At 43.1% G+C, this 18,914-nt stretch carries 18 protein-coding genes; 15 read left to right on the top strand and 3 right to left on the bottom strand.

Features of this window, described 5'->3' with window-relative positions; all coding sequences use genetic code 11:
- The first annotated feature begins 23 nt into the window (after positions 1 to 23).
- From FXF62_RS07015 to FXF62_RS06955, 13 genes are all read left to right on the top strand, one after another.
- Positions 24 to 1,397, top strand: coding sequence for a UDP-N-acetylmuramoyl-tripeptide--D-alanyl-D-alanine ligase (locus FXF62_RS07015; protein ID WP_149518205.1), 1,374 nt, complete (start codon positions 24 to 26; stop codon positions 1,395 to 1,397).
- Positions 1,384 to 1,995 carry an NUDIX hydrolase N-terminal domain-containing protein gene (locus FXF62_RS07010; RefSeq protein WP_149518204.1) on the top strand — a complete coding sequence of 204 codons (612 nt, stop codon included), beginning with the start codon at positions 1,384 to 1,386 and terminating at the stop codon, positions 1,993 to 1,995. Before FXF62_RS07015 ends, FXF62_RS07010 begins: the two co-directional genes overlap by 14 nt.
- A gap of 193 nt (positions 1,996 to 2,188) precedes the next feature.
- Entirely contained in the window at positions 2,189 to 2,881 is a 693-nt protein-coding gene (locus tag FXF62_RS07005) for a YwaF family protein (RefSeq protein WP_149518203.1), read from the top strand.
- Positions 2,882 to 2,989: 108 nt separating this feature from the next.
- Positions 2,990 to 3,670, top strand: a complete 681-nt coding sequence (locus FXF62_RS07000) for a YwaF family protein (protein WP_149518202.1) — start codon at positions 2,990 to 2,992, stop codon at positions 3,668 to 3,670.
- Between the two features lie 295 nt (positions 3,671 to 3,965).
- Entirely contained in the window at positions 3,966 to 5,510 is a 1,545-nt protein-coding gene (locus tag FXF62_RS06995) for a peptide chain release factor 3 (RefSeq protein WP_149518201.1), read from the top strand.
- A gap of 270 nt (positions 5,511 to 5,780) precedes the next feature.
- Positions 5,781 to 6,692, top strand: coding sequence for a magnesium transporter CorA family protein (locus FXF62_RS06990; RefSeq protein ID WP_015604546.1), 912 nt, complete (start codon positions 5,781 to 5,783; stop codon positions 6,690 to 6,692).
- 180 nt (positions 6,693 to 6,872) lie between these two features.
- Positions 6,873 to 7,766: an ABC transporter ATP-binding protein gene (locus FXF62_RS06985; protein ID WP_149518200.1), complete on the top strand. Its 894-nt coding sequence runs from the start codon at positions 6,873 to 6,875 to the stop codon at positions 7,764 to 7,766.
- A complete protein-coding gene (locus FXF62_RS06980) occupies positions 7,763 to 8,977 on the top strand; it encodes an ABC transporter permease (RefSeq protein ID WP_149518199.1) in 1,215 nt (404 codons plus the stop codon). The genes FXF62_RS06985 and FXF62_RS06980 overlap by 4 nt, the downstream gene beginning before the upstream one ends.
- Before the next feature lie 129 nt (positions 8,978 to 9,106).
- Positions 9,107 to 9,832, top strand: a complete 726-nt coding sequence (pyrH, locus tag FXF62_RS06975; RefSeq protein WP_005589574.1) for a UMP kinase — start codon at positions 9,107 to 9,109, stop codon at positions 9,830 to 9,832.
- 18 nt (positions 9,833 to 9,850) lie between these two features.
- The gene (gene frr, locus FXF62_RS06970) at positions 9,851 to 10,408 is read left to right on the top strand and encodes a ribosome recycling factor (RefSeq protein WP_149518198.1); all 558 of its coding nucleotides are present in this window, start codon (positions 9,851 to 9,853) and stop codon (positions 10,406 to 10,408) included.
- Between the two features lie 99 nt (positions 10,409 to 10,507).
- Positions 10,508 to 11,362: an RNA-binding virulence regulatory protein CvfB gene (cvfB, locus tag FXF62_RS06965; RefSeq protein WP_015604550.1), complete on the top strand. Its 855-nt coding sequence runs from the start codon at positions 10,508 to 10,510 to the stop codon at positions 11,360 to 11,362.
- Positions 11,363 to 11,578, top strand: coding sequence for a YozE family protein (locus FXF62_RS06960; protein WP_005589581.1), 216 nt, complete (start codon positions 11,363 to 11,365; stop codon positions 11,576 to 11,578). It abuts the gene before it with no gap.
- Between the two features lie 90 nt (positions 11,579 to 11,668).
- Positions 11,669 to 12,667, top strand: a complete 999-nt coding sequence (locus FXF62_RS06955) for a PhoH family protein (protein ID WP_149518197.1) — start codon at positions 11,669 to 11,671, stop codon at positions 12,665 to 12,667.
- A gap of 62 nt (positions 12,668 to 12,729) precedes the next feature.
- Here FXF62_RS06955 and nrdF read toward each other — a convergent pair whose 3' ends face one another.
- The 3 genes from nrdF to nrdH all read right to left on the bottom strand — a co-directional run bounded on the left by nrdF (position 12,730) and on the right by nrdH (position 16,305).
- On the bottom strand, positions 12,730 to 13,695 hold the full coding sequence (nrdF, locus tag FXF62_RS06950) for a class 1b ribonucleoside-diphosphate reductase subunit beta (RefSeq protein ID WP_062004188.1): 966 nt from the start codon (positions 13,693 to 13,695) through the stop codon (positions 12,730 to 12,732).
- Between the two features lie 137 nt (positions 13,696 to 13,832).
- A complete protein-coding gene (nrdE, locus tag FXF62_RS06945) occupies positions 13,833 to 15,992 on the bottom strand; it encodes a class 1b ribonucleoside-diphosphate reductase subunit alpha (RefSeq protein WP_149518196.1) in 2,160 nt (719 codons plus the stop codon).
- A gap of 94 nt (positions 15,993 to 16,086) precedes the next feature.
- On the bottom strand, positions 16,087 to 16,305 hold the full coding sequence (nrdH, locus tag FXF62_RS06940; protein ID WP_149518195.1) for a glutaredoxin-like protein NrdH: 219 nt from the start codon (positions 16,303 to 16,305) through the stop codon (positions 16,087 to 16,089).
- Positions 16,306 to 16,747: 442 nt separating this feature from the next.
- Between nrdH and FXF62_RS06935 the strand changes: the two genes are divergently transcribed.
- Positions 16,748 to 17,011 carry a phosphocarrier protein HPr gene (locus tag FXF62_RS06935; RefSeq protein ID WP_005589589.1) on the top strand — a complete coding sequence of 88 codons (264 nt, stop codon included), beginning with the start codon at positions 16,748 to 16,750 and terminating at the stop codon, positions 17,009 to 17,011.
- A gap of 4 nt (positions 17,012 to 17,015) precedes the next feature.
- Positions 17,016 to 18,749, top strand: a complete 1,734-nt coding sequence (gene ptsP, locus FXF62_RS06930) for a phosphoenolpyruvate--protein phosphotransferase (RefSeq protein WP_061910896.1) — start codon at positions 17,016 to 17,018, stop codon at positions 18,747 to 18,749.
- The last annotated feature ends 165 nt before the right edge of the window (positions 18,750 to 18,914 follow it).

The following is an 18,914-nucleotide window of genomic DNA, read 5'->3' as shown; positions in this document are numbered from 1 at the left end:
AAGCGGAAAAATGAGTTAAAAATATGAAATTAGATTTATATGAAATAGCAGAAGTCTTGGCTGCGAAAAATGATGTCAGTCAGTTTGAAAATGTGACTTTTAGAAATGCTGAATTTGACAGCCGTTTGATTGAGGCGGGGGATCTTTTTATCCCGCTCAAGGGCGCGCGTGACGGCCATGACTTTATCGCGACAGCCTTCGCTCAGGGAGCTGCGGCTACCTTGTCTGAGCGTCCAATAGCAGAAGGACCTTATGTCTTGGTCGATGATGTGCTAGCGGCCTTTCAAGCTTTGGCTCAATACTATCTGGAAAAGACAGGCGTAGATGTGCTCGCTGTGACAGGCTCCAATGGAAAGACCACAACCAAGGACATGCTGGCACAGCTATTGGCTACTAGCTACAAAACCTATAAAACTCAAGGCAACTATAATAATGAGATCGGTCTGCCCTACACGGTGCTCCATATGCCAGATGATACAGAAAAGCTAGTTTTGGAAATGGGACAGGATCACTTGGGGGATATCCATCTTCTGTCTGAAATTGCCAAGCCAAAGACTGGAATTGTGACCTTGATTGGCGAAGCTCACTTAGAATTTTTCGGAAGCCGTACGGAGATTGCTAAAGGCAAGATGCAGATTGCGGATGGCATGAAGAAAGGTGGTCTGCTTTTGGCTCCGGCTGATAAGATCGTCAATGATTTTCTGCCAGACCAGCAAAAAGTGGTTCGCTTTGGGCCAGATGCAGATATTTACTTGACTCGCTTGGAAGAGCGCAAAGACAGCTTGACCTTTGAAGCGAATTTTCTGGAGCAGGCGATTGACTTGCCCGTGACTGGCAAATACAATGCGACTAACGCCATGATTGCGTCTTACGTTGCCTTGCAGGAGGGTGTCAGTGAGTCGGCGATCCGTCAGGCTTTTGCCCAGCTGGAATTGACCCGCAATCGAACCGAGTGGAAGAAGGCAGCTAATGGAGCCGATATCCTGTCAGATGTCTACAATGCCAATCCAACAGCTATGCGCTTGATTCTTGAGACTTTCTCAACGATTCCAGCCAGTCAGGATGGCCGCAAGGCTGCAGTATTAGCCGATATGAAAGAGCTGGGTGCTGACTCCAAGCTGATGCACGGAGCCATGATTACCAGTCTCAATCCAGAGATTATCACCGATCTTTTCCTCTATGGAGAGGATATGGAAGCCCTCTATGTCTATGCTCGGGAAATCTACCCACCAAATCGGGTGCATTATTTTGTCAAAAATGCTGACAAAGATCAGTTTGAAGATTTGACCAAGACCGTTAAGACTTGGTTGCAATCCTCCGACCAAATCTTGCTCAAGGGCAGTAATTCGATGAAGTTGGATAAACTAGTGGAGGTCTTGGAGCATGGGGACAAGTGATACAGCTTTAATTCTGCAACGACTGCTGGCTATAACGGATACAGGTTTGTCTTTTGCAGCCAGTGACTTTGATCGAGAACGCTATGCGGATATCAGAGACAATCTGAATCAGCTGCTCAGCGAGACCAGCCATCTGGAACCGGATGAGCTGTCTGACTTGCTCCGTCCGACAGATTTTTATGCGACTCCTTTGGTCGATGTCCGAGCTTTTATCGTTCAGCAGGGCAAGATTTGTCTAGTACGAGGACAGCAAGAGGAGACATGGGCTCTGCCGGGTGGTTTCTGCGAAGTAGGCTTATCTCCCAAAGAAAATATTGTAAAAGAAATTCAGGAAGAAACTGGATTTCAAGCTAGCGTAGTACGCTTGCTGGCTGTCTTTGATAGCAATAAATTTCAGCCACAGAGTAAGCAGTATGTCAAGCTCGTGTTTGAATGTCAGCTGAAAGAGGGAGATTTTCAGCCCAATTTAGAAATCGCTGAGCTGAGTTTCTTTGACCCACAGGATTTGCCTCTTTTATCCGAGAAAAGGATAACAAAAGAGCAGATGCAGCTTCTCTGGGATATTTATCAGAATCAGCAAGAACAATATATAGACTAGATTGAAGTTGATGCTGACTGGATGCTTATATCTAGTAGACCAGATAATCTAGCTCAATCTGTCCAGAGTTATAAGGGCCAGAAGCTATTACTCTAGAAAGTTGAAAAACTTTTTAAAAAGAAATGAAGGACTTTGCTAGGAACAGCAAGCCCAATGTCCTTAAAAATTATGTATTAGGATGAAAATTTTAAAGATGAATTTACTAGATTTTTTTACTAGTCACAAAACAGAACCGCCTGTGATGACGCCTTTTGCTTATATTCTGCTCATGATGAGCCTAGTGTCCGTCATCTATGTTGCTAGTCGTTATTTTGAGCAAAAGAAAGTGCAGACTTTTTTTAGAGTTGCCCAAATCGTGCAATTAGTCTCTTTGTATGGCTGGTACTTGGCTATTCAGGAGCCTTTGTCAGAGAGTCTCCCCTTGTACCATTGTCGAGTGGCGATGTTTGCTGTCTTGCTACTGCCAGATAAAGTAGCTTATAAGCAATATTTCGCCTTATTGGGAGTATTTGGACCGATTTGTGCCATTGTTTATCCGATTTTGGATCCCTACCCATTTCCGCATATAACCCTATTTTCGTTTTTCATCGGTCATTTGGCTCTATTAGGCAATTCGATTATCTACCTGATAAAGCATTATGACAGACTCAATCTGTCCTATCGCCGTATTGTAGAAATCACCTTTGGCTTAGACTTTCTCATCCTGCTTGCAAATATTGTATTTGGAGGAAACTACGGTTTCTTAAAGGAGCCACCTCTGGTAGGAGATCATGGTATGCTTGGCAACTATCTGATTGTGTCGATGGTCTTAGCGGCTGCCTTGCTTCTATTTTCTTACTTGTTCAAAGAAATGAAGGAAAGACAGGCAGAGCGATTGATCCAATAAGAATTTTAAGAGAAGCTGATTTCTCTAGCAACTAGAAAAAGTCTGGCTAGCCTCCATAGTTTCCTAGGAGCTAGATTATACAGATTTTAAAAGTAGAAAGGAAACTGGATGCATCATTTTTTGACTACCAACCAAACTGAACCACCTTTTGTTTCAGCTTTGGCCTACTCTTTGATGATGGCACTGCTTTTGCTATCCATCTACGCATCGATAAAATACCATAAGAATCCTAGCTTTGTCAAAAGCATGAAAATCCTTCAGTTGTGCCAACTGGCAATTCTTTATAGTTGGTATGTAGGTTTTCAGCTTCCTCTGGCCAATAGCCTGCCTTTGTACCATTGTCGTTTGGCCATGTTTGCGGTAGTCTTTCTGCCAGATAAATGGCCCAGCAAGCAGTATTTTGCTCTTCTAGGAGCCAGCGGAGCAGTTTTTGCCCTTGGCTACCCAGTTTTCGATCCTTATGATTTCCCGCATATTACTAGCTTCTCTTTCCTGATTGGTCACTATGCCCTCTTGGTTAATTCCCTGATTTATCTGATGAATCACTACGACAAGACCCAGCTCAAGAAATACATGATTGTCCTCTACACTTTTGTGCTTGATGCCTTTCTTGTCGCTGTCAATCAAGTGACGGGTGGGAATTACGGTCTGCTAAAAAGCCCGCCTTTTATCAGTCAGCACAATCTTTTAGTAAAATATCTAGCTGTGTCGATTATTTTGTCCGCGGCCTTGCTTCTTTTTGATGAAATATTTAAGAAACGCTGGAAAAAGCAGCTAGAAATTGTTTAAAATGAAATTTTGTAGCTCCTGTCAAGTTAATTTGGCAGGACTTTTCTTAAATCTGATTTTAATCTTAACCTTTGCAATTTTCCCCTTTAGCAGTGTCATTGTCAAATTTTAAGACAAGTTAGCCAAATGTAAAGAATAGCATCGCTTGGAAGAGCGATTTTTATGTTCTTCAGATAATTGAAAAAAAGCGCCAAATCCGCTATAATAGGTAGGTTGAAAGGATTAGAATACTCCAATGTAAAATATAAAAATACTTACATTCACCATTATCCTAAAATGAAAGAAAGAGAAGAAAATGACTTTACAAGAAGAAATTAAGAAACGACGTACCTTTGCCATTATTTCCCACCCGGACGCGGGGAAAACGACCATCACTGAACAGTTGCTCTACTTTGGGGGCGAAATTCGTGAGGCTGGTACTGTAAAAGGTAAGAAAACAGGGACCTTTGCCAAGTCTGACTGGATGGATATCGAGAAACAACGTGGGATTTCGGTCACTTCATCTGTTATGCAATTTGACTACGACGGAAAACGCGTCAACATCCTTGACACACCAGGGCACGAGGACTTCTCTGAAGATACCTATCGGACCTTGATGGCGGTGGATGCTGCGGTCATGGTCGTGGACTCTGCCAAGGGTATCGAGGCTCAAACCAAGAAATTATTTGAGGTTGTGAAACACCGTGGAATTCCCGTCTTTACCTTTATGAACAAGCTGGACCGTGATGGACGTGAGCCACTAGACCTCTTGCAAGAATTGGAAGAAGTCTTGGGTATCGCTAGCTACCCTATGAACTGGCCAATCGGGATGGGGAAAGCCTTTGAAGGCTTGTATGACCTCTATAACCAACGCTTGGAACTTTATAAAGGGGATGAACGCTTTGCCAGTCTGGAAGAAGGGGACAAGCTCTTTGGAAGCAATCCTTTCTACGAGCAAGTCAAAGATGATATTGAACTTTTAAACGAAGCTGGGAACGAGTTCTCAGAAGAAGCTATTTTAGCGGGTGAATTAACACCAGTCTTCTTTGGTTCAGCTCTTACTAACTTTGGTGTGCAGACCTTCCTTGAAACTTTCTTGAAATTTGCTCCAGAACCTCATGGACACAAGAAAACAGACGGAGAAATTGTCGATCCTTATGACAAGGATTTCTCAGGATTCGTCTTTAAAATCCAAGCCAACATGGACCCTCGTCACCGTGACCGCATTGCCTTTGTTCGGATCGTATCGGGCGAATTTGAGCGAGGCATGAGTGTCAATCTGCCTCGTACTGGGAAGACTGCCAAGCTTTCTAATGTTACCCAGTTTATGGCGGAAAGTCGTGAGAATGTGACCAATGCCGTGGCAGGAGATATTATCGGGGTTTACGATACCGGTACTTATCAGGTTGGAGACACCTTGACGGTTGGAAAAAACAAGTTTGAGTTTGAACCACTGCCAACCTTTACACCTGAGATTTTCATGAAAGTTTCTGCTAAGAACGTCATGAAGCAAAAATCCTTCCATAAGGGGATTGAGCAGTTGGTACAAGAGGGAGCCATTCAGCTTTACAAGAATTACCAAACTGGTGAGTACATGCTAGGAGCTGTCGGACAACTCCAGTTTGAAGTCTTTAAGCACCGTATGGAAGGCGAGTACAATGCAGAAGTGGTCATGAGTCCAATGGGTAAAAAGACCGTTCGTTGGATCAAGCCTGAGGACTTGGATGAACGGATGTCCTCAAGCCGCAATATCTTGGCTAAAGACCGTTTCGACCAACCAGTTTTCCTCTTTGAAAACGACTTTGCCCTACGCTGGTTTGCGGATAAATATCCAGATGTAGAGTTGGAAGAGAAAATGTAGATCACCAAAGTTACTTGATTGTGTAACAATCTAAGTAACTAACGCCAAGTTTCTATGGAACTTGGCTAGGCGCTCCACTAGTAAAGTTTTACGAATAGTATCGATTCGTAAAACTTTACGTCGTAATAGTCAGGCTACCTAACTACGTTTGGCAAATGAAACCGATTTGCTTGGTTATTGTCAGGATATAGGAGCTTTAGCTATGAGGCTAAGTGTGGACATTAGGCGTGAGCTATTAGACAATCATTCTAGATCCCAGAAAGGAGTTCTATGTTTCTGGAAAGAAAACTAAAAGACCAATCTGTCTGGATCAACATTGACTCAGATGATGTTAAAAAGAATGGACAGATTTATCAGGATTACAATATCGACCTGGAAACCATCGAGTATGCGCTGGATAAAAACGAGCGGGCTCACATGGACTACAATCGTGAGAATGGGACAGTTCTTTTCATCTATAATGTCCTGAACTTAGCGACAGAGAAGGACTACTATGAGACCATTCCGATGACTTTCGTGGTGCAGCAGGATCGTCTCATTACGATCAGCAATCAAGACAATGCCTATGTGGTTGATATAATGAAAGCCTATACGGAGAATCATGAGCCTGTGTCGGTTTATAAATTTCTTTTTGCCAGTCTGGAGTTGATTTCCAATTCCTACTATCCGGTCATTGAGCAGATGGACAAGCGCAAGGATGAGATTAACCGACTTTTGCGTCAGAAAACTACTAAAAAGCACTTGTTTGCCCTCTCTGACTTGGAAACCTCCATGGTCTATCTGGTGGCGGCATCCAAGCAAAATACTATACTTCTGGAGCACATCAAGAGACATGCTGTTTATCGTGGCTTTGATGAACTAGAAACCGAGCAGTTTGAAGATGCCATGATTGAGGCACGTCAGCTGGTTTCAATGACGGATTTGATTGCTCAGGTTCTTAGCCAGCTTTCGGGCTCCTACAATAATATCCTGAACAACAATCTGAATGATAATTTGACTGTCTTGACCATTATTTCGGTTCTTCTGGCAGTTCTAGCAGTCATCACTGGCTTCTTTGGTATGAATGTGCCCCTACCTTGGGCAACGGACAAGAATGCTTGGCTTTACATTGTCACCATCAGTATTGTTCTTTGGGTTCTTCTGACCAAGCTTCTCAACTGGGTTGTCAATAAAGAGCGATGAATAAAATACGTTAAACGAATGAGGTTTTCGAGCCTCATTTTTTTGTGGTGCTAGCTGAAGTGAATTTCATATTCTATTTATGAAAAATAGAGAGAAAATTTCTTGTATAGTAGGACAAAAAGATGAAAAACTGCTTTCAAAGTAGTATAATAATCTTAGTATCATAATAGGAGGTTTCATATGCTGCATGTAGAAAAACTAGAAAAAAGTTTTGGGCAAAAGCAAGTGCTGTTCGGTATTGATTTTGAAGCCCAGCCGGGGCATATCCTTGGTTTGATTGGGAAAAACGGTGCTGGGAAAACAACGATTTTTCACAGTATTTTGCGCTTCCTAGACTATAGTGGAGAGATTCGTTTCGAAGGGCAGGCTATCAAGCAGGAGACCTATAATAGGATTGGCTATCTGCCTGAGGAAAGAAGCCTGATGCCCAAGCTGACGGTCTTTGAGCAAGTGCGCTATCTGGCAAATCTAAAGGGTGTGCCGACAGCTGTTGTCAAAGAAAAACTGCCCCAGTGGATGGAAAAGCTCCAGGTCAAGGGCAAATTAACCGACAAAATCAAGAGTTTGTCCAAGGGGAACCAGCAAAAGGTTCAGCTGATTATCACGCTCTTGCATGAGCCAGACTTGATCATCTTAGATGAGCCCTTCAGCGGTCTGGATCCCGTCAATACTGAAATCCTGAAGGAAGTCATTGTTGAGGAGAAGAAGCGCGGAGCGACGATTATTTTCTCGGATCATGTCATGACAAATGTGGAAGAGCTGTGCGATGATGTCCTGATGATTCGTGACGGGCAAGTGGTCCTCAATGGGGATGTGCAAAAAGTCCGCAACCAATATGGCAAGACTCGTCTTTTCGTTTCAAGTGACCTGTCCCAGGCTGAATTAGAAGCCCTGCCTCACGTTGTCAAGGCGACGCAGACCAAGCAAGGAATCTGGAAATTGATTTTGGACGACGAAACAGCTGGTCCTGAATTGTTTGATCGCTTGACCAAGGGAAGTTATGTGGCAACTTTTGACCAGCAGGCACCGACAATTGATGAAATTTTCAAATTAGAATCAGGGGTGGAAGTATGAAACAAGTGTTAATCGTTATCAAAGAAACCTACCTGCGTCATGTCAAGTCTTGGAGTTTTGTCTTTATGGTCTTGTCTCCTTTTCTCTTTCTTGGGCTGAGCTTGGGGATTGGTTATCTGCAGGGAAGCTCTATGGCTTCCTCTCAAAAGGTAGCAGTACTGACCCAGCTTGATTCTGTCAGGGAAGTTTTAAGAGCTGAAGATCAGCTGAGTTTTCAGTACAAAGATGAAGCCGCAGCCAAGCAAGCTGTAAAAGATAAGAAAATCGCAGGTTATTTGACGATTGAGGAAAGAGAGGGACAGCTTTATGCGACCTACTATGCAGAAACCAGTATGAATGCTGCAACGAAAATGTCTCTGTCCAATTCCCTTATTCAGGTCCAGCAGGCTTTAAACTTGGCTCAGGCCAATTTGTCAGATGAGCAGAGTCAGATTCTTGCACGGACAGTCCAGTTTGAAGAGAAAATTGATGAAAATAAAGAAAGTAAGAAGATGGTTCAGACCTTTGCTGCAATGGGGCTGGGCTTCCTGCTCTATATGATTCTGATTACTTATGCCAGCGTTACTGCCCAAGATGTGGCCAGTGAAAAGGGCACAAAAATCATGGAAGTTATCTTCTCCAGCATTAAGGCGACCGATTATTTCTATGCCCGTATGATTGGGATTTTTGCAGTGATTCTTAGCCATCTGGGCATTTATGTGCTTGGTGGACTGGCAGCCTTTCTCTTTGCGGACAGCATTCCTCTTGTATCCCAAGTCTTGAAGAGTAATCCAGCCATTCAGCAGTATATCGGAGAAGCTGTGTCTTTGAATACCCTAGCTTTTGTAGCTGTCAGCATCTTTATGTATGTCGTTTTGTCGGCCTTTCTTGGTTCGATGGTGGCGCGAGCAGAAGATACAGGAAAAGTACTTTCGCCGGTTATCATGCTGATTTTAGTCGGCTTCATGGGAGTTTCAGCTTTGGGGGCAGCAGGAGATAATGTGATTTTGAAGGTTGGTTCTTATCTTCCTTTCATCTCAACCTTTTTCATGCCTTTCCGAGCTATCAATGGTTATGCGACCAGCTTGGAAGCTTGGATTTCTCTAGGAATTACAGCTGCTTTTGCGGTTATGATGACGGTTTTCATCGCGCGGATTTACTCCAGCCTTGTCCTGCAGACAGATGATTTGGGAGCTTGGAAGACCTTCAAACGTGCTTTAAATTATAAATAGTTCATCACTTCACTAGAGTCATCTGGTGAAGTTTTCTTTTTGTATTTTAATTTAATATTTTGAATAATAGGGCTAGGTAAAATGTGGAATTTATGGTAAAATAGTACAGATAAAACAAGGAGTGGAAAAATGGTAGAACCTAAATATAAGCGTATTTTGATTAAACTATCTGGAGAAGCTTTGGCTGGCGAAAAAGGTGTGGGTATCAACATCGCCACTGTCCAAAAAATGGCTGAAGAAATCAAGGAAGTCCATGAACTGGGCATTCAAATTGCCTTGGTTATCGGTGGTGGTAATCTTTGGCGAGGCGAGCCAGCAGCAGAAGCAGGCATGGATCGCGTTCAAGCGGACTATACTGGCATGTTGGGAACCGTCATGAATGCACTTGTAATGGCAGATTCCTTGCAGCAAGTGGGCGTTGACACCCGCGTTCAAACAGCAATTGCCATGCAGCAGGTAGCTGAGCCTTATATTCGTGGACGTGCTCTTCGTCACCTAGAAAAAGGTCGGATCGTTATTTTCGGTGCTGGTATTGGTTCACCATATTTTTCAACAGATACGACAGCTGCTCTGCGGGCTGCGGAAATTGAGGCAGATGCTATCCTCATGGCTAAAAATGGTGTAGATGGAGTCTATAATGCCGATCCAAACAAGGATAAAACAGCTGTGAAGTTTGATGAATTGACCCACCGTGACGTTATTAACAAAGGCTTACGCATCATGGACTCGACTGCTTCTACCCTTTCTATGGACAATGATATTGACCTAGTTGTTTTTAATATGAATGAACCTGGCAATATCAAACGAGTAGTCTTTGGCGAGCAAATCGGGACAACTGTCTCAAATAATTTATAAAAATCAGGAGAAAAGAAAATGGCAAATGCAATTGTAGAAAAAGCAAAAGAAAGAATGACCCACTCGCACCAAAGCTTGGCGCGTGAATTTGGTAGCATCCGTGCAGGTCGCGCCAATGCTAGCCTTTTGGATCGTATCCATGTGGAATACTATGGAGTAGAGACACCGCTTAACCAGCTTTCTTCTATTACGATTCCAGAAGCGCGTGTGCTTTTGGTGACGCCTTTTGATAAGTCTTCTATCAAGGATATCGAGCGTGCGATTAATGCATCTGACTTAGGTATTACCCCATCTAGTGACGGCTCTGTCATTCGTTTGGTTATTCCAGCCTTGACTGAGGAAACTCGCCGTGACTTGGCTAAGGAAGTGAAAAAAGTCGGTGAAAATGCTAAGATTGCGATCCGTAACATCCGCCGTGATGCGATGGACGAAGCTAAGAAGCAGGAGAAAGCCAAAGAAATCACTGAAGATGAATTGAAGATTCTTGAAAAAGATATCCAAAAAGTCACTGATGATGCTGTCAAACATATCGATGATATGACAGCGAATAAGGAAAAAGAACTTCTAGAAGTTTAATATTTTAGCAGAATCAAAACTCAGTTGGCTTTGGCTGACTGAGTTGTTTTAACATTAAAATCCTTGCAGTTTGAAGAAGCAAGGTAGAAATAGGACTATATGAATACAAATCTTGCTAGCTTCATCGTGGGGATTATCACAGATGAAAACGATCGGTTTTACTTCGTTCAGAAGGACGGACAGACTTATGCGCTTTCTAAGGAAGAGGGACCGCATGAGCTCGGTCAATCTGTCAAGGGCTTTGCTTACAGCGATATGAAGCAGAAGCTTCGCCTAACGACTCTTGAAGTCACAGCTACTCAAGAGCAGTTTGGTTGGGGAACAGTGACGGAGGTTCGCAAGGATCTGGGCGTCTTTGTCGATACCGGTTTGCCAGATAAGCAAATCGTGGTGTCACTAGACATCTTGCCAGAAATCAAGGAACTCTGGCCAAAAAAGGGAGATCGCCTCTATATTCGTCTGGATGTGGATAAGAAAGACCGCATCTGGGGACAGCTGGCCTATCAGGAGGACTTCCAGCGCTTGGCTCGTCCTGCCTACAATAACATGCAGAATCAAAATTGGCCAGCCATCGTTTATCGTCTCAAGCTTTCTGGTACCTTTGTCTACCTGCCAGAGAATAATATGCTGGGCTTTATCCATCCAAGCGAGCGTTATGCAGAGCCACGTCTGGGGCAGGTATTGGATGCACGAGTAATTGGCTTCCGTGAAGTAGACCGCACCCTTAACCTCTCCCTCAAGCCTCGCTCCTTTGAAATGCTGGAAAACGATGCCCAGATGATCCTGACCTATCTGGAGAGCAATGGCGGCTTCATGACTTTGAACGATAAATCTTCACCAGACGACATTAAGGCTACCTTTGGCATTTCCAAAGGCCAGTTTAAAAAAGCTCTGGGTGGGCTGATGAAAGCTGGTAAAATCAAGCAGGACCCGACTGGAACGGAGTTAGTGTAAATGAGAAAATCTTTTTACAGCTGGCTGATGACGGAGCGTAATCCCAAAAGTAATAAGCCAAAGGCTATTTTGGCGGACTTGGCATTTCAGGATACGGCCTTTCCCAAGCACACGGATGATTTTGATGAGGTCAGCCGCTTTCTAGAGGAGCATGCAAATTTTTCCTTTAACTTGGGCGAGTTCGATGCGATTTGGGAAGAGTATCAGGCCCATTGAGTGGATAGTGGCTGGGGATAGTCATTTTCCGCTTGCTTTGATATAATAAAAATAATTCATTCAAAAAATTAATATAGAGAGGTTCTTTGTTTGCAGGAACATTCAGTAGAATTGAAACTAGGTCATCCAGATGATGCCTTTCATCTCTTTGGCTCTAACGAACGCCATCTGCGCCTGATGGAGCAGGAATTGCAGGTTACCATTCATGCCCGAACCGAGATTGTTCAGATTTTGGGCACGGAGGCTGCCTGTGAGGAGACTCGCCAGGTCATTCAGGCTCTCTTGGTCTTGGTCAATCGTGGCATGACTATCGGAACGCCCGATGTGGTAACAGCCATTACCATGGTCAAAAATGACGAGATTGATAAGTTTGTAGCTCTTTACGAAGAAGAGATTATCAAGGACAGCTATGGCAAGCCGATTCGGGTCAAGACACTTGGTCAAAAAATCTATGTGGACAGTGTCAAAAATCATGATATTGTCTTTGGGATCGGACCAGCTGGAACAGGGAAGACCTTTCTAGCGGTGACCTTAGCGGTGACGGCTCTCAAGCGTGGGCAAGCCAAACGAATCATCTTGACGCGACCAGCAGTAGAAGCTGGTGAGAGTCTAGGCTTTCTGCCTGGTGACCTTAAGGAAAAGGTGGATCCTTATCTGCGTCCAGTCTATGATGCCTTGTATCAGATTTTGGGCAAGGACCAGACGACGCGCCTCATGGAGCGAGAAATCATTGAGATTGCACCTTTAGCCTACATGCGGGGGCGGACGCTGGATGATGCCTTTGTGATTCTGGACGAGGCACAGAATACCACCATTATGCAGATGAAGATGTTTCTGACTCGTCTCGGCTTCCAGTCCAAGATGATTGTCAATGGAGATATCAGTCAGATCGACCTGCCTCGCAATGTCAAATCTGGCCTCATCGACGCTCAAGAGAAATTGAAAAACATCTCACAGATTGACTTTGTGCATTTCTCAGCCAAGGATGTGGTTCGCCATCCAGTAGTGGCACAGATTATCCGTGCCTATGAACCGCTAGCTCCTAAGAAAGAGGATCGTGAAATAGCTAAGGACGAAAGCACTAGCTGATGATAAATGATAAAAAACGACTAACTTGATGAGCAAGTTAGTCGTTTTCTAGTGTCTGCAAATTATTTGGTTAAACCATAGTTGTAGTCGTCGTCTTGCATGGCTTCAACTTCACCAAGAAGGTAACCATTTCCGACTTGAGAGAAGAAGTCGTGGTTGGATGTTCCTGTTGAGATCCCGTTCATGACGATAGGATTGACATCATCCGCTGAATCTGGGAAGAGTGGATCTTGTCCCAGGTTCATGAGAGCCTTATTGGCATTGTAGCGAAGGAAGGTTTTGACTTCTTCGGTCCAACCAACACCGTCATAGAGGCTTTCTGTATAGCCCTCTTCGTTCTCGTAGAGGGTATAGAGAAGGTCGTACATCCATTCTTTGAGCTTTTCTTGCTCTTCTTCAGGCAATTCATTGAAACCAAGTTGGAATTTGTAACCAATGTAAGTTCCGTGAACAGACTCATCACGGATGATCAGTTTGATGATTTCCGCAACGTTGGCCAGCTTGTTATTGCCAAGATAGTAGAGGGGAGTAAAGAAACCAGAGTAGAAGAGGAAGGTTTCAAGAAAGACGCTGGCAACTTTCTTTTCAAGGGGGCTACCATTGAGGTAGATTTCATTGATAATTTCTGCTTTTCTTTGTAGGTAGGGGTTAGTGTTAGTCCATTCAAAGATCTCTTCGATTTCAGCCTTGGTATTCAAGGTAGAAAAGATAGAAGAATAAGATTTTGCGTGGACAGATTCCATAAATTGAATGTTATTGAAAACTGCTTCTTCATGCGGTGTACGGATGTCTGAGCGAAGAGCCTGTACACCCGTTTCAGATTGCATGGTATCAAGAAGAGTCAACCCACCAAAGACTTTTCCTACCAAGTCTTTTTCTTTGTTTGAAAGTTTTCTCCAGTCGTCTAGGTCATTTGACAGAGGGATACGAGTATCGAGCCAGAATTGCTCCGTCAGCTTTTCCCAAGTTGATTTGTCGATGACATCTTCGATGGCATTCCAGTTTATGGCTTTATAGTAAGTTTCCATGATAATCTCGCTTTAAATTTTTAATACTTGCTTATGTCGTGAAGGAAACTGTTTCCTTCAGCAACATTGCGATAGGCGTTTTCAAAAATTGCTTATTTGGTTGAACTAAGTGACCTAGTTTGGCAATTCGGTACTTGCTAGATCACACAGCTTTCACATTGGTTAGCGCCTACTTCGCCGCCATCATCAGTAAAGGTGCGGACGTAGTAGATGGACTTGATTCCCTTGTTGAAGGCATAGTTACGCAGGATAGAAAGGTCGCGGGTTGTTTGCTTGCTTTCTTTTTTCCACTCGTAGAGGCCTTTAGGAATATCGCTGCGCATGAAGAGTGTCAGTGAAAGTCCTTGGTCAACGTGCTCAGTTGCAGCTGCGTAGACATCGATAACCTTGCGCATGTCCATGTCATAGGCAGAAGTATAGTAAGGAATGGTTTCAGTTGACAAACCTGCCGCAGGATAGTAAATCTTACCGATTTTCTTTTCCTGACGTTCTTCGATCCGCTGGGTAATTGGGTGAATTGAAGCAGAAACGTCATTGATGTAGCTGATAGAGCCATTTGGTGCAACAGCTAGGCGGTTTTGGTGATAGAGACCGTCCGCTTTTACCTTGTCACGAAGTTCTGCCCAGTCAGCAGCGGTTGGGATAAAGATATCTTTGAAAAGTTCTTTGACACGGTCAGACTTAGGTACAAATTCACCCGTCAGGTATTTGTCAAAGTAAGTGCCGTTGGCATAGTCAGATTTTTCAAAGTTGTGGAAGGTCACACCGCGCTCGCGAGCGATATTGTTAGACTCAACCAAGGTCCAGTAGTTCATGAGCATGAAGTAGATGCTAGTGAACTCTACAGCTTCCGCTGATCCATAATCAATCAGTTGCTGCGCCAAATAGCTGTGCAGTCCCATAGCTCCCAGACCAAAGGTATGGGCCAGACTGTTACCATGGTCAATCGAAGGCACAGCTGTAATGTGTGAACTATCAGTAACGAAAGTAAGAGCGCGTGTCATGGTTCGGATGGATTTTCCGAAGTCAGGCGAAGTCATCATGTTGACAACGTTTGTAGATCCCAAGTTACATGACACATCTGTTCCCAAGTGGAGATACTCTTGTGCATCATTTAAAAGGCTAGGCTCTTGTACCTGCAGGATTTCAGAGCAAAGGTTGCTCATGATGATTTTACCGTCAATTGGATTTGAACGGTTAGCTGTATCGATATTTACGACATACGGATAGCCAGACTCTTGTTGCAATTTAGAAATCTCTGTTTCCAAATCACGGGCCTTGATCTTAGTCTTGGTGATCTTAGGATTGGCAACTAGCTCATCGTATTTCTCTGTGATATCGATATAGGCAAATGGTACACCGTATTCATGTTCGATTGAGTAGGGGCTGAAGAGGTACATATCTTCATTCTTACGCGCCAATTCATAGAACTTATCTGGAATGACGACACCGAGTGAGAGGGTTTTAACCCGAACTTTTTCGTCAGCATTTTCTTTCTTGGTAGAAAGGAAGGCGATGATATCTGGGTGGAAGACATTGAGGTAAACAACCCCAGCCCCCTGACGTTGGCCCAGCTGGTTAGAATAGGAGAAGCTATCTTCAAACAGTTTCATAACAGGCACAACGCCAGACGCAGCACCCTCATAGCCCTTGATAGGAGCCCCGGCTTCCCGCAGATTGCTGAGGGAAATTCCGACTCCGCCTCCGATACGAGACAATTGCAGGGCAGAGTTGATGGAGCGGCCGATTGAGTTCATATCATCTGTTACTTGGATGAGGAAGCAGGAAACCAATTCGCCGCGACGAGCCCGACCAGCGTTGAGGAAGCTTGGTGTAGCCGGTTGATAGCGCTGGTGAATAATTTCATTGGCAATATCCTTGGCAATGGCTTCATCTCCGTTAGCAAAGTAGAGGGCGTTAAAGAGTACCCGATCTTCCATGCTTTCCAGATAGTATTCACCATCATTTGTCTTCAGCGCATACTGGTTGTAGAATTTGTAGGCTGCCATGAAAGATTTGAACTTGAAATCTTGAGCATGGATAAAAGCAGCTAACTCTTCAATATATTCAGGTGAATAGAGCTGGATAAATTCTTTTTCCAAGTAGTTTTCTTCAATTAGATACTGAATTTTTTCAGTAATAGAAGCAAACTTCATCGTGTTTGGTTCAACATTTTCTTTAAAGAAGGCATCCAAGGCTTCTTTGTCTTTGTGAAGCATAATTTGCCCATTGACTGGACGATTGATTTCGTTATTTAGACGGAAGTAAGTCACATCTTCTAAGTGTTTGAGTCCCATAATTTTCCTTTTTCTAAAATGGTTTTTGCTTTAACAATATAAAGGGCTCCTACGAATGATAGGAGCGGCAATAAAGCTCTAAATACTGACGAGATTATGATAATTTTTTAAGTTTGCCAGGTTGGAAACCAGAGAATGCTTCAGTTGGCGTTTGAATAACAGGCGCTGCATTGAAACCGAGGTTTTTAACATGGTCGATGTATTCTGGTTGCTCATCAAGGTTGATTTCGCGATATTCCACATTGTTGGTATCAAGAAAACGTTTGGTCATCTTGCATTGAACACAATCGTTTTTAGAGTAAATAGTTACCATTAGATAATTCCTCTATACTTTCATTTTCTTAAATTTTAATCTGAAACTAGTATATCTAAAAGCGAATTCGATGTCAACAGTTTTGAACTAAATATTGTATGATATTTTCTTATAGAAACTATTGAGATACAATATATAGTGTGTAAAACATCGAAACAAAGAGAAATAACCACAAGAAGTAACAGCGCTTACTGTACTTTAAGGGAAGCTAGACCAAGAAGAATTCATTATAAGGAAGAAAGCCTTGAAACTATTTAGAAAAGAGAGGGAGCTGACGATTTAATTTACTATTTTAAAACAGAATTCATTTTCAAACTCTAACGAAATATTTTGTAAGCGGGCTATAAAATTCTTGAAAAAGATTTCAAAAAGTGATATAATATCAATTTGTAAGGGTTATCACTTTAACTCAAAAAGAATTATTTTAAAGGAGAGTCTAACTATGGCTTCTAAAGATTTCCACATTGTGGCAGAAACAGGTATTCACGCGCGTCCAGCAACATTGTTGGTACAAACAGCTAGCAAATTTGCTTCAGATATCACTCTTGAGTACAAAGGTAAATCAGTAAACCTTAAATCAATCATGGGTGTTATGAGTCTTGGCGTTGGCCAAGGTGCTGACGTTACAATCTCAGCTGAAGGTGCAGACGCGGATGATGCTATCGCTGCTATCTCAGAAACAATGGAAAAAGAAGGATTGGCATAAGAAAATGACAGAAATGCTTAAAGGAATTGCGGCATCTGATGGTGTTGCTGTTGCTAAGGCATATCTATTAGTTCAACCGGATTTGTCATTTGAGACTGTTTCAGTCGATGATACGAATGCAGAAGAGGCTCGTTTGGATGCAGCTCTTGAAGCTTCACAGAACGAGCTTTCTGTTATCCGTGAGAAAGCAGTAGATAGCCTTGGTGAGGAAGCGGCTCAAGTATTTGACGCTCACTTAATGGTACTCGCTGACCCTGAAATGGTTGGTCAAATCAAAGAAACGATCCGTACTAAGAAAGTAAATGCGGAAGCTGGTCTGAAAGAAGTTACAGACATGTTTATCGCTATTTTTGAAGGTATGGAAGACAATCCATACATGCAAGAACGTGCGGCAGACATTCGTGACGTGACGAAGCGTGTTTTGGCAAACCTTTTGGGCAAGAAATTACCAAATCCAGCTTCTATCAATGAAGAATCAGTTGTCATTGCACATGACTTGACTCCTTCTGATACAGCTCAATTAGACAAGAAATTTGTTAAAGCGTTTGTAACCAATATCGGTGGACGTACAAGCCACTCTGCAATCATGGCGCGTACGCTTGAAATCGCAGCGGTATTGGGAACCAATAATATCACTGAACTCGTTAAAGACGGCGATATCATTGCAGCAAATGGTATCACTGGTGAAGTTATCATTAACCCAACTGAAGAGCAGGCAGCAGCATTCAAGGCAGCTGGTGAAGCTTATGCGAAGCAAAAAGCTGAATGGGCTCTCTTGAAAGATGCTCAAACAGTGACTGCTGATGGCAAACACTTTGAACTCGCTGCTAATATCGGTACACCAAAAGACGTTGAAGGTGTCAATGCAAATGGTGCTGAAGCCGTAGGTCTTTACCGTACAGAATTCCTTTACATGGATTCACAAGACTTTCCAACAGAAGATGAGCAATACGAAGCTTACAAGGCTGTCTTGGAAGGCATGAATGGAAAACCAGTGGTTGTCCGTACGATGGACATCGGTGGAGATAAGGAACTTCCTTACTTCGATATGCCGCATGAAATGAACCCATTCCTTGGTTTCCGTGCATTGCGTATCTCTATCTCTGAAACTGGTGACGCCATGTTCCGTACACAAATCCGCGCTCTCTTGCGTGCTTCTGTACATGGACAATTGCGTATCATGTTCCCAATGGTTGCCCTCTTGACAGAATTCCGTAAAGCTAAAGCAGTTTACGAAGAAGAAAAAGCAAAATTGCAAGCTGAAGGTGTTGCTGTAGCGGACAATATTCAAGTAGGTATCATGATTGAAATTCCAGCAGCAGCAATGCTAGCGGATCAATTTGCCAAAGAAGTTGACTTCTTCTCTATCGGTACTAACGACTTGATCCAATACACAATGGCTGCTGACCGCATGAACGAACAAGTTTCATACCTCTACCAACCATACAACCCATCAATCCTTCGCTTGATCAACAACGTTATCAAGGCAGCTCACGCTGAAGGCAAATGGGCAGGTATGTGTGGAGAAATGGCTGGTGACCAAACAGCTGTGCCGCTTCTTGTCGGAATGGGCTTGGATGAATTCTCTATGAGTGCCACTTCTGTCCTTCGGACTCGTAGCCTTATGAAGAAATTGGATACGAAGAAGATGGAAGAACTTGCACAACGCGCATTGACTGAATGTGCAACGATGGAAGAAGTCCTTGAACTTGAAAAAGAATATCTTGACTTCGATTAATCTGAAAATTAAGATCAGGAAAATTTTCCTGGTCTTTTTTAGTTTTCTTCAGCGTTATAGTAGACCTAGTGTAGAAAATGAAGATCGATAAAAAAGATAGAAATATAGAAAGTTCATATGAACAAAAGAAGATGATTCATGAAATTTGTGAAAAATTTCTTTAAA

The organism is Streptococcus cristatus (assembly GCF_008369405.1).
Taxonomy (GTDB): Bacteria; Bacillota; Bacilli; order Lactobacillales; family Streptococcaceae; genus Streptococcus; species Streptococcus cristatus_G.
This window is presented reverse-complemented; position numbering and strand designations above follow the sequence as displayed.

What these genes read in the sequence shown, in the direction of transcription:
- FXF62_RS07015 (WP_149518205.1), top strand. Translation starts at nt 24, where the DNA reads ATGAAATTAGATTTATATGAAATAGCAGAAGTCTTGGCTGCGAAAAAT.
- FXF62_RS07010 (WP_149518204.1), top strand. Translation starts at nt 1,384, where the DNA reads ATGGGGACAAGTGATACAGCTTTAATTCTGCAACGACTGCTGGCTATA.
- FXF62_RS07005 (WP_149518203.1), top strand. Translation starts at nt 2,189, where the DNA reads ATGAATTTACTAGATTTTTTTACTAGTCACAAAACAGAACCGCCTGTG.
- FXF62_RS07000 (WP_149518202.1), top strand. Translation starts at nt 2,990, where the DNA reads ATGCATCATTTTTTGACTACCAACCAAACTGAACCACCTTTTGTTTCA.
- FXF62_RS06995 (WP_149518201.1), top strand. Translation starts at nt 3,966, where the DNA reads ATGACTTTACAAGAAGAAATTAAGAAACGACGTACCTTTGCCATTATT.
- FXF62_RS06990 (WP_015604546.1), top strand. Translation starts at nt 5,781, where the DNA reads ATGTTTCTGGAAAGAAAACTAAAAGACCAATCTGTCTGGATCAACATT.
- FXF62_RS06985 (WP_149518200.1), top strand. Translation starts at nt 6,873, where the DNA reads ATGCTGCATGTAGAAAAACTAGAAAAAAGTTTTGGGCAAAAGCAAGTG.
- FXF62_RS06980 (WP_149518199.1), top strand. Translation starts at nt 7,763, where the DNA reads ATGAAACAAGTGTTAATCGTTATCAAAGAAACCTACCTGCGTCATGTC.
- pyrH (WP_005589574.1), top strand. Translation starts at nt 9,107, where the DNA reads ATGGTAGAACCTAAATATAAGCGTATTTTGATTAAACTATCTGGAGAA.
- frr (WP_149518198.1), top strand. Translation starts at nt 9,851, where the DNA reads ATGGCAAATGCAATTGTAGAAAAAGCAAAAGAAAGAATGACCCACTCG.
- cvfB (WP_015604550.1), top strand. Translation starts at nt 10,508, where the DNA reads ATGAATACAAATCTTGCTAGCTTCATCGTGGGGATTATCACAGATGAA.
- FXF62_RS06960 (WP_005589581.1), top strand. Translation starts at nt 11,363, where the DNA reads ATGAGAAAATCTTTTTACAGCTGGCTGATGACGGAGCGTAATCCCAAA.
- nrdF (WP_062004188.1), bottom strand. Translation starts at nt 13,695, where the DNA reads ATGGAAACTTACTATAAAGCCATAAACTGGAATGCCATCGAAGATGTC.
- nrdE (WP_149518196.1), bottom strand. Translation starts at nt 15,992, where the DNA reads ATGGGACTCAAACACTTAGAAGATGTGACTTACTTCCGTCTAAATAAC.
- nrdH (WP_149518195.1), bottom strand. Translation starts at nt 16,305, where the DNA reads ATGGTAACTATTTACTCTAAAAACGATTGTGTTCAATGCAAGATGACC.
- FXF62_RS06935 (WP_005589589.1), top strand. Translation starts at nt 16,748, where the DNA reads ATGGCTTCTAAAGATTTCCACATTGTGGCAGAAACAGGTATTCACGCG.
- ptsP (WP_061910896.1), top strand. Translation starts at nt 17,016, where the DNA reads ATGACAGAAATGCTTAAAGGAATTGCGGCATCTGATGGTGTTGCTGTT.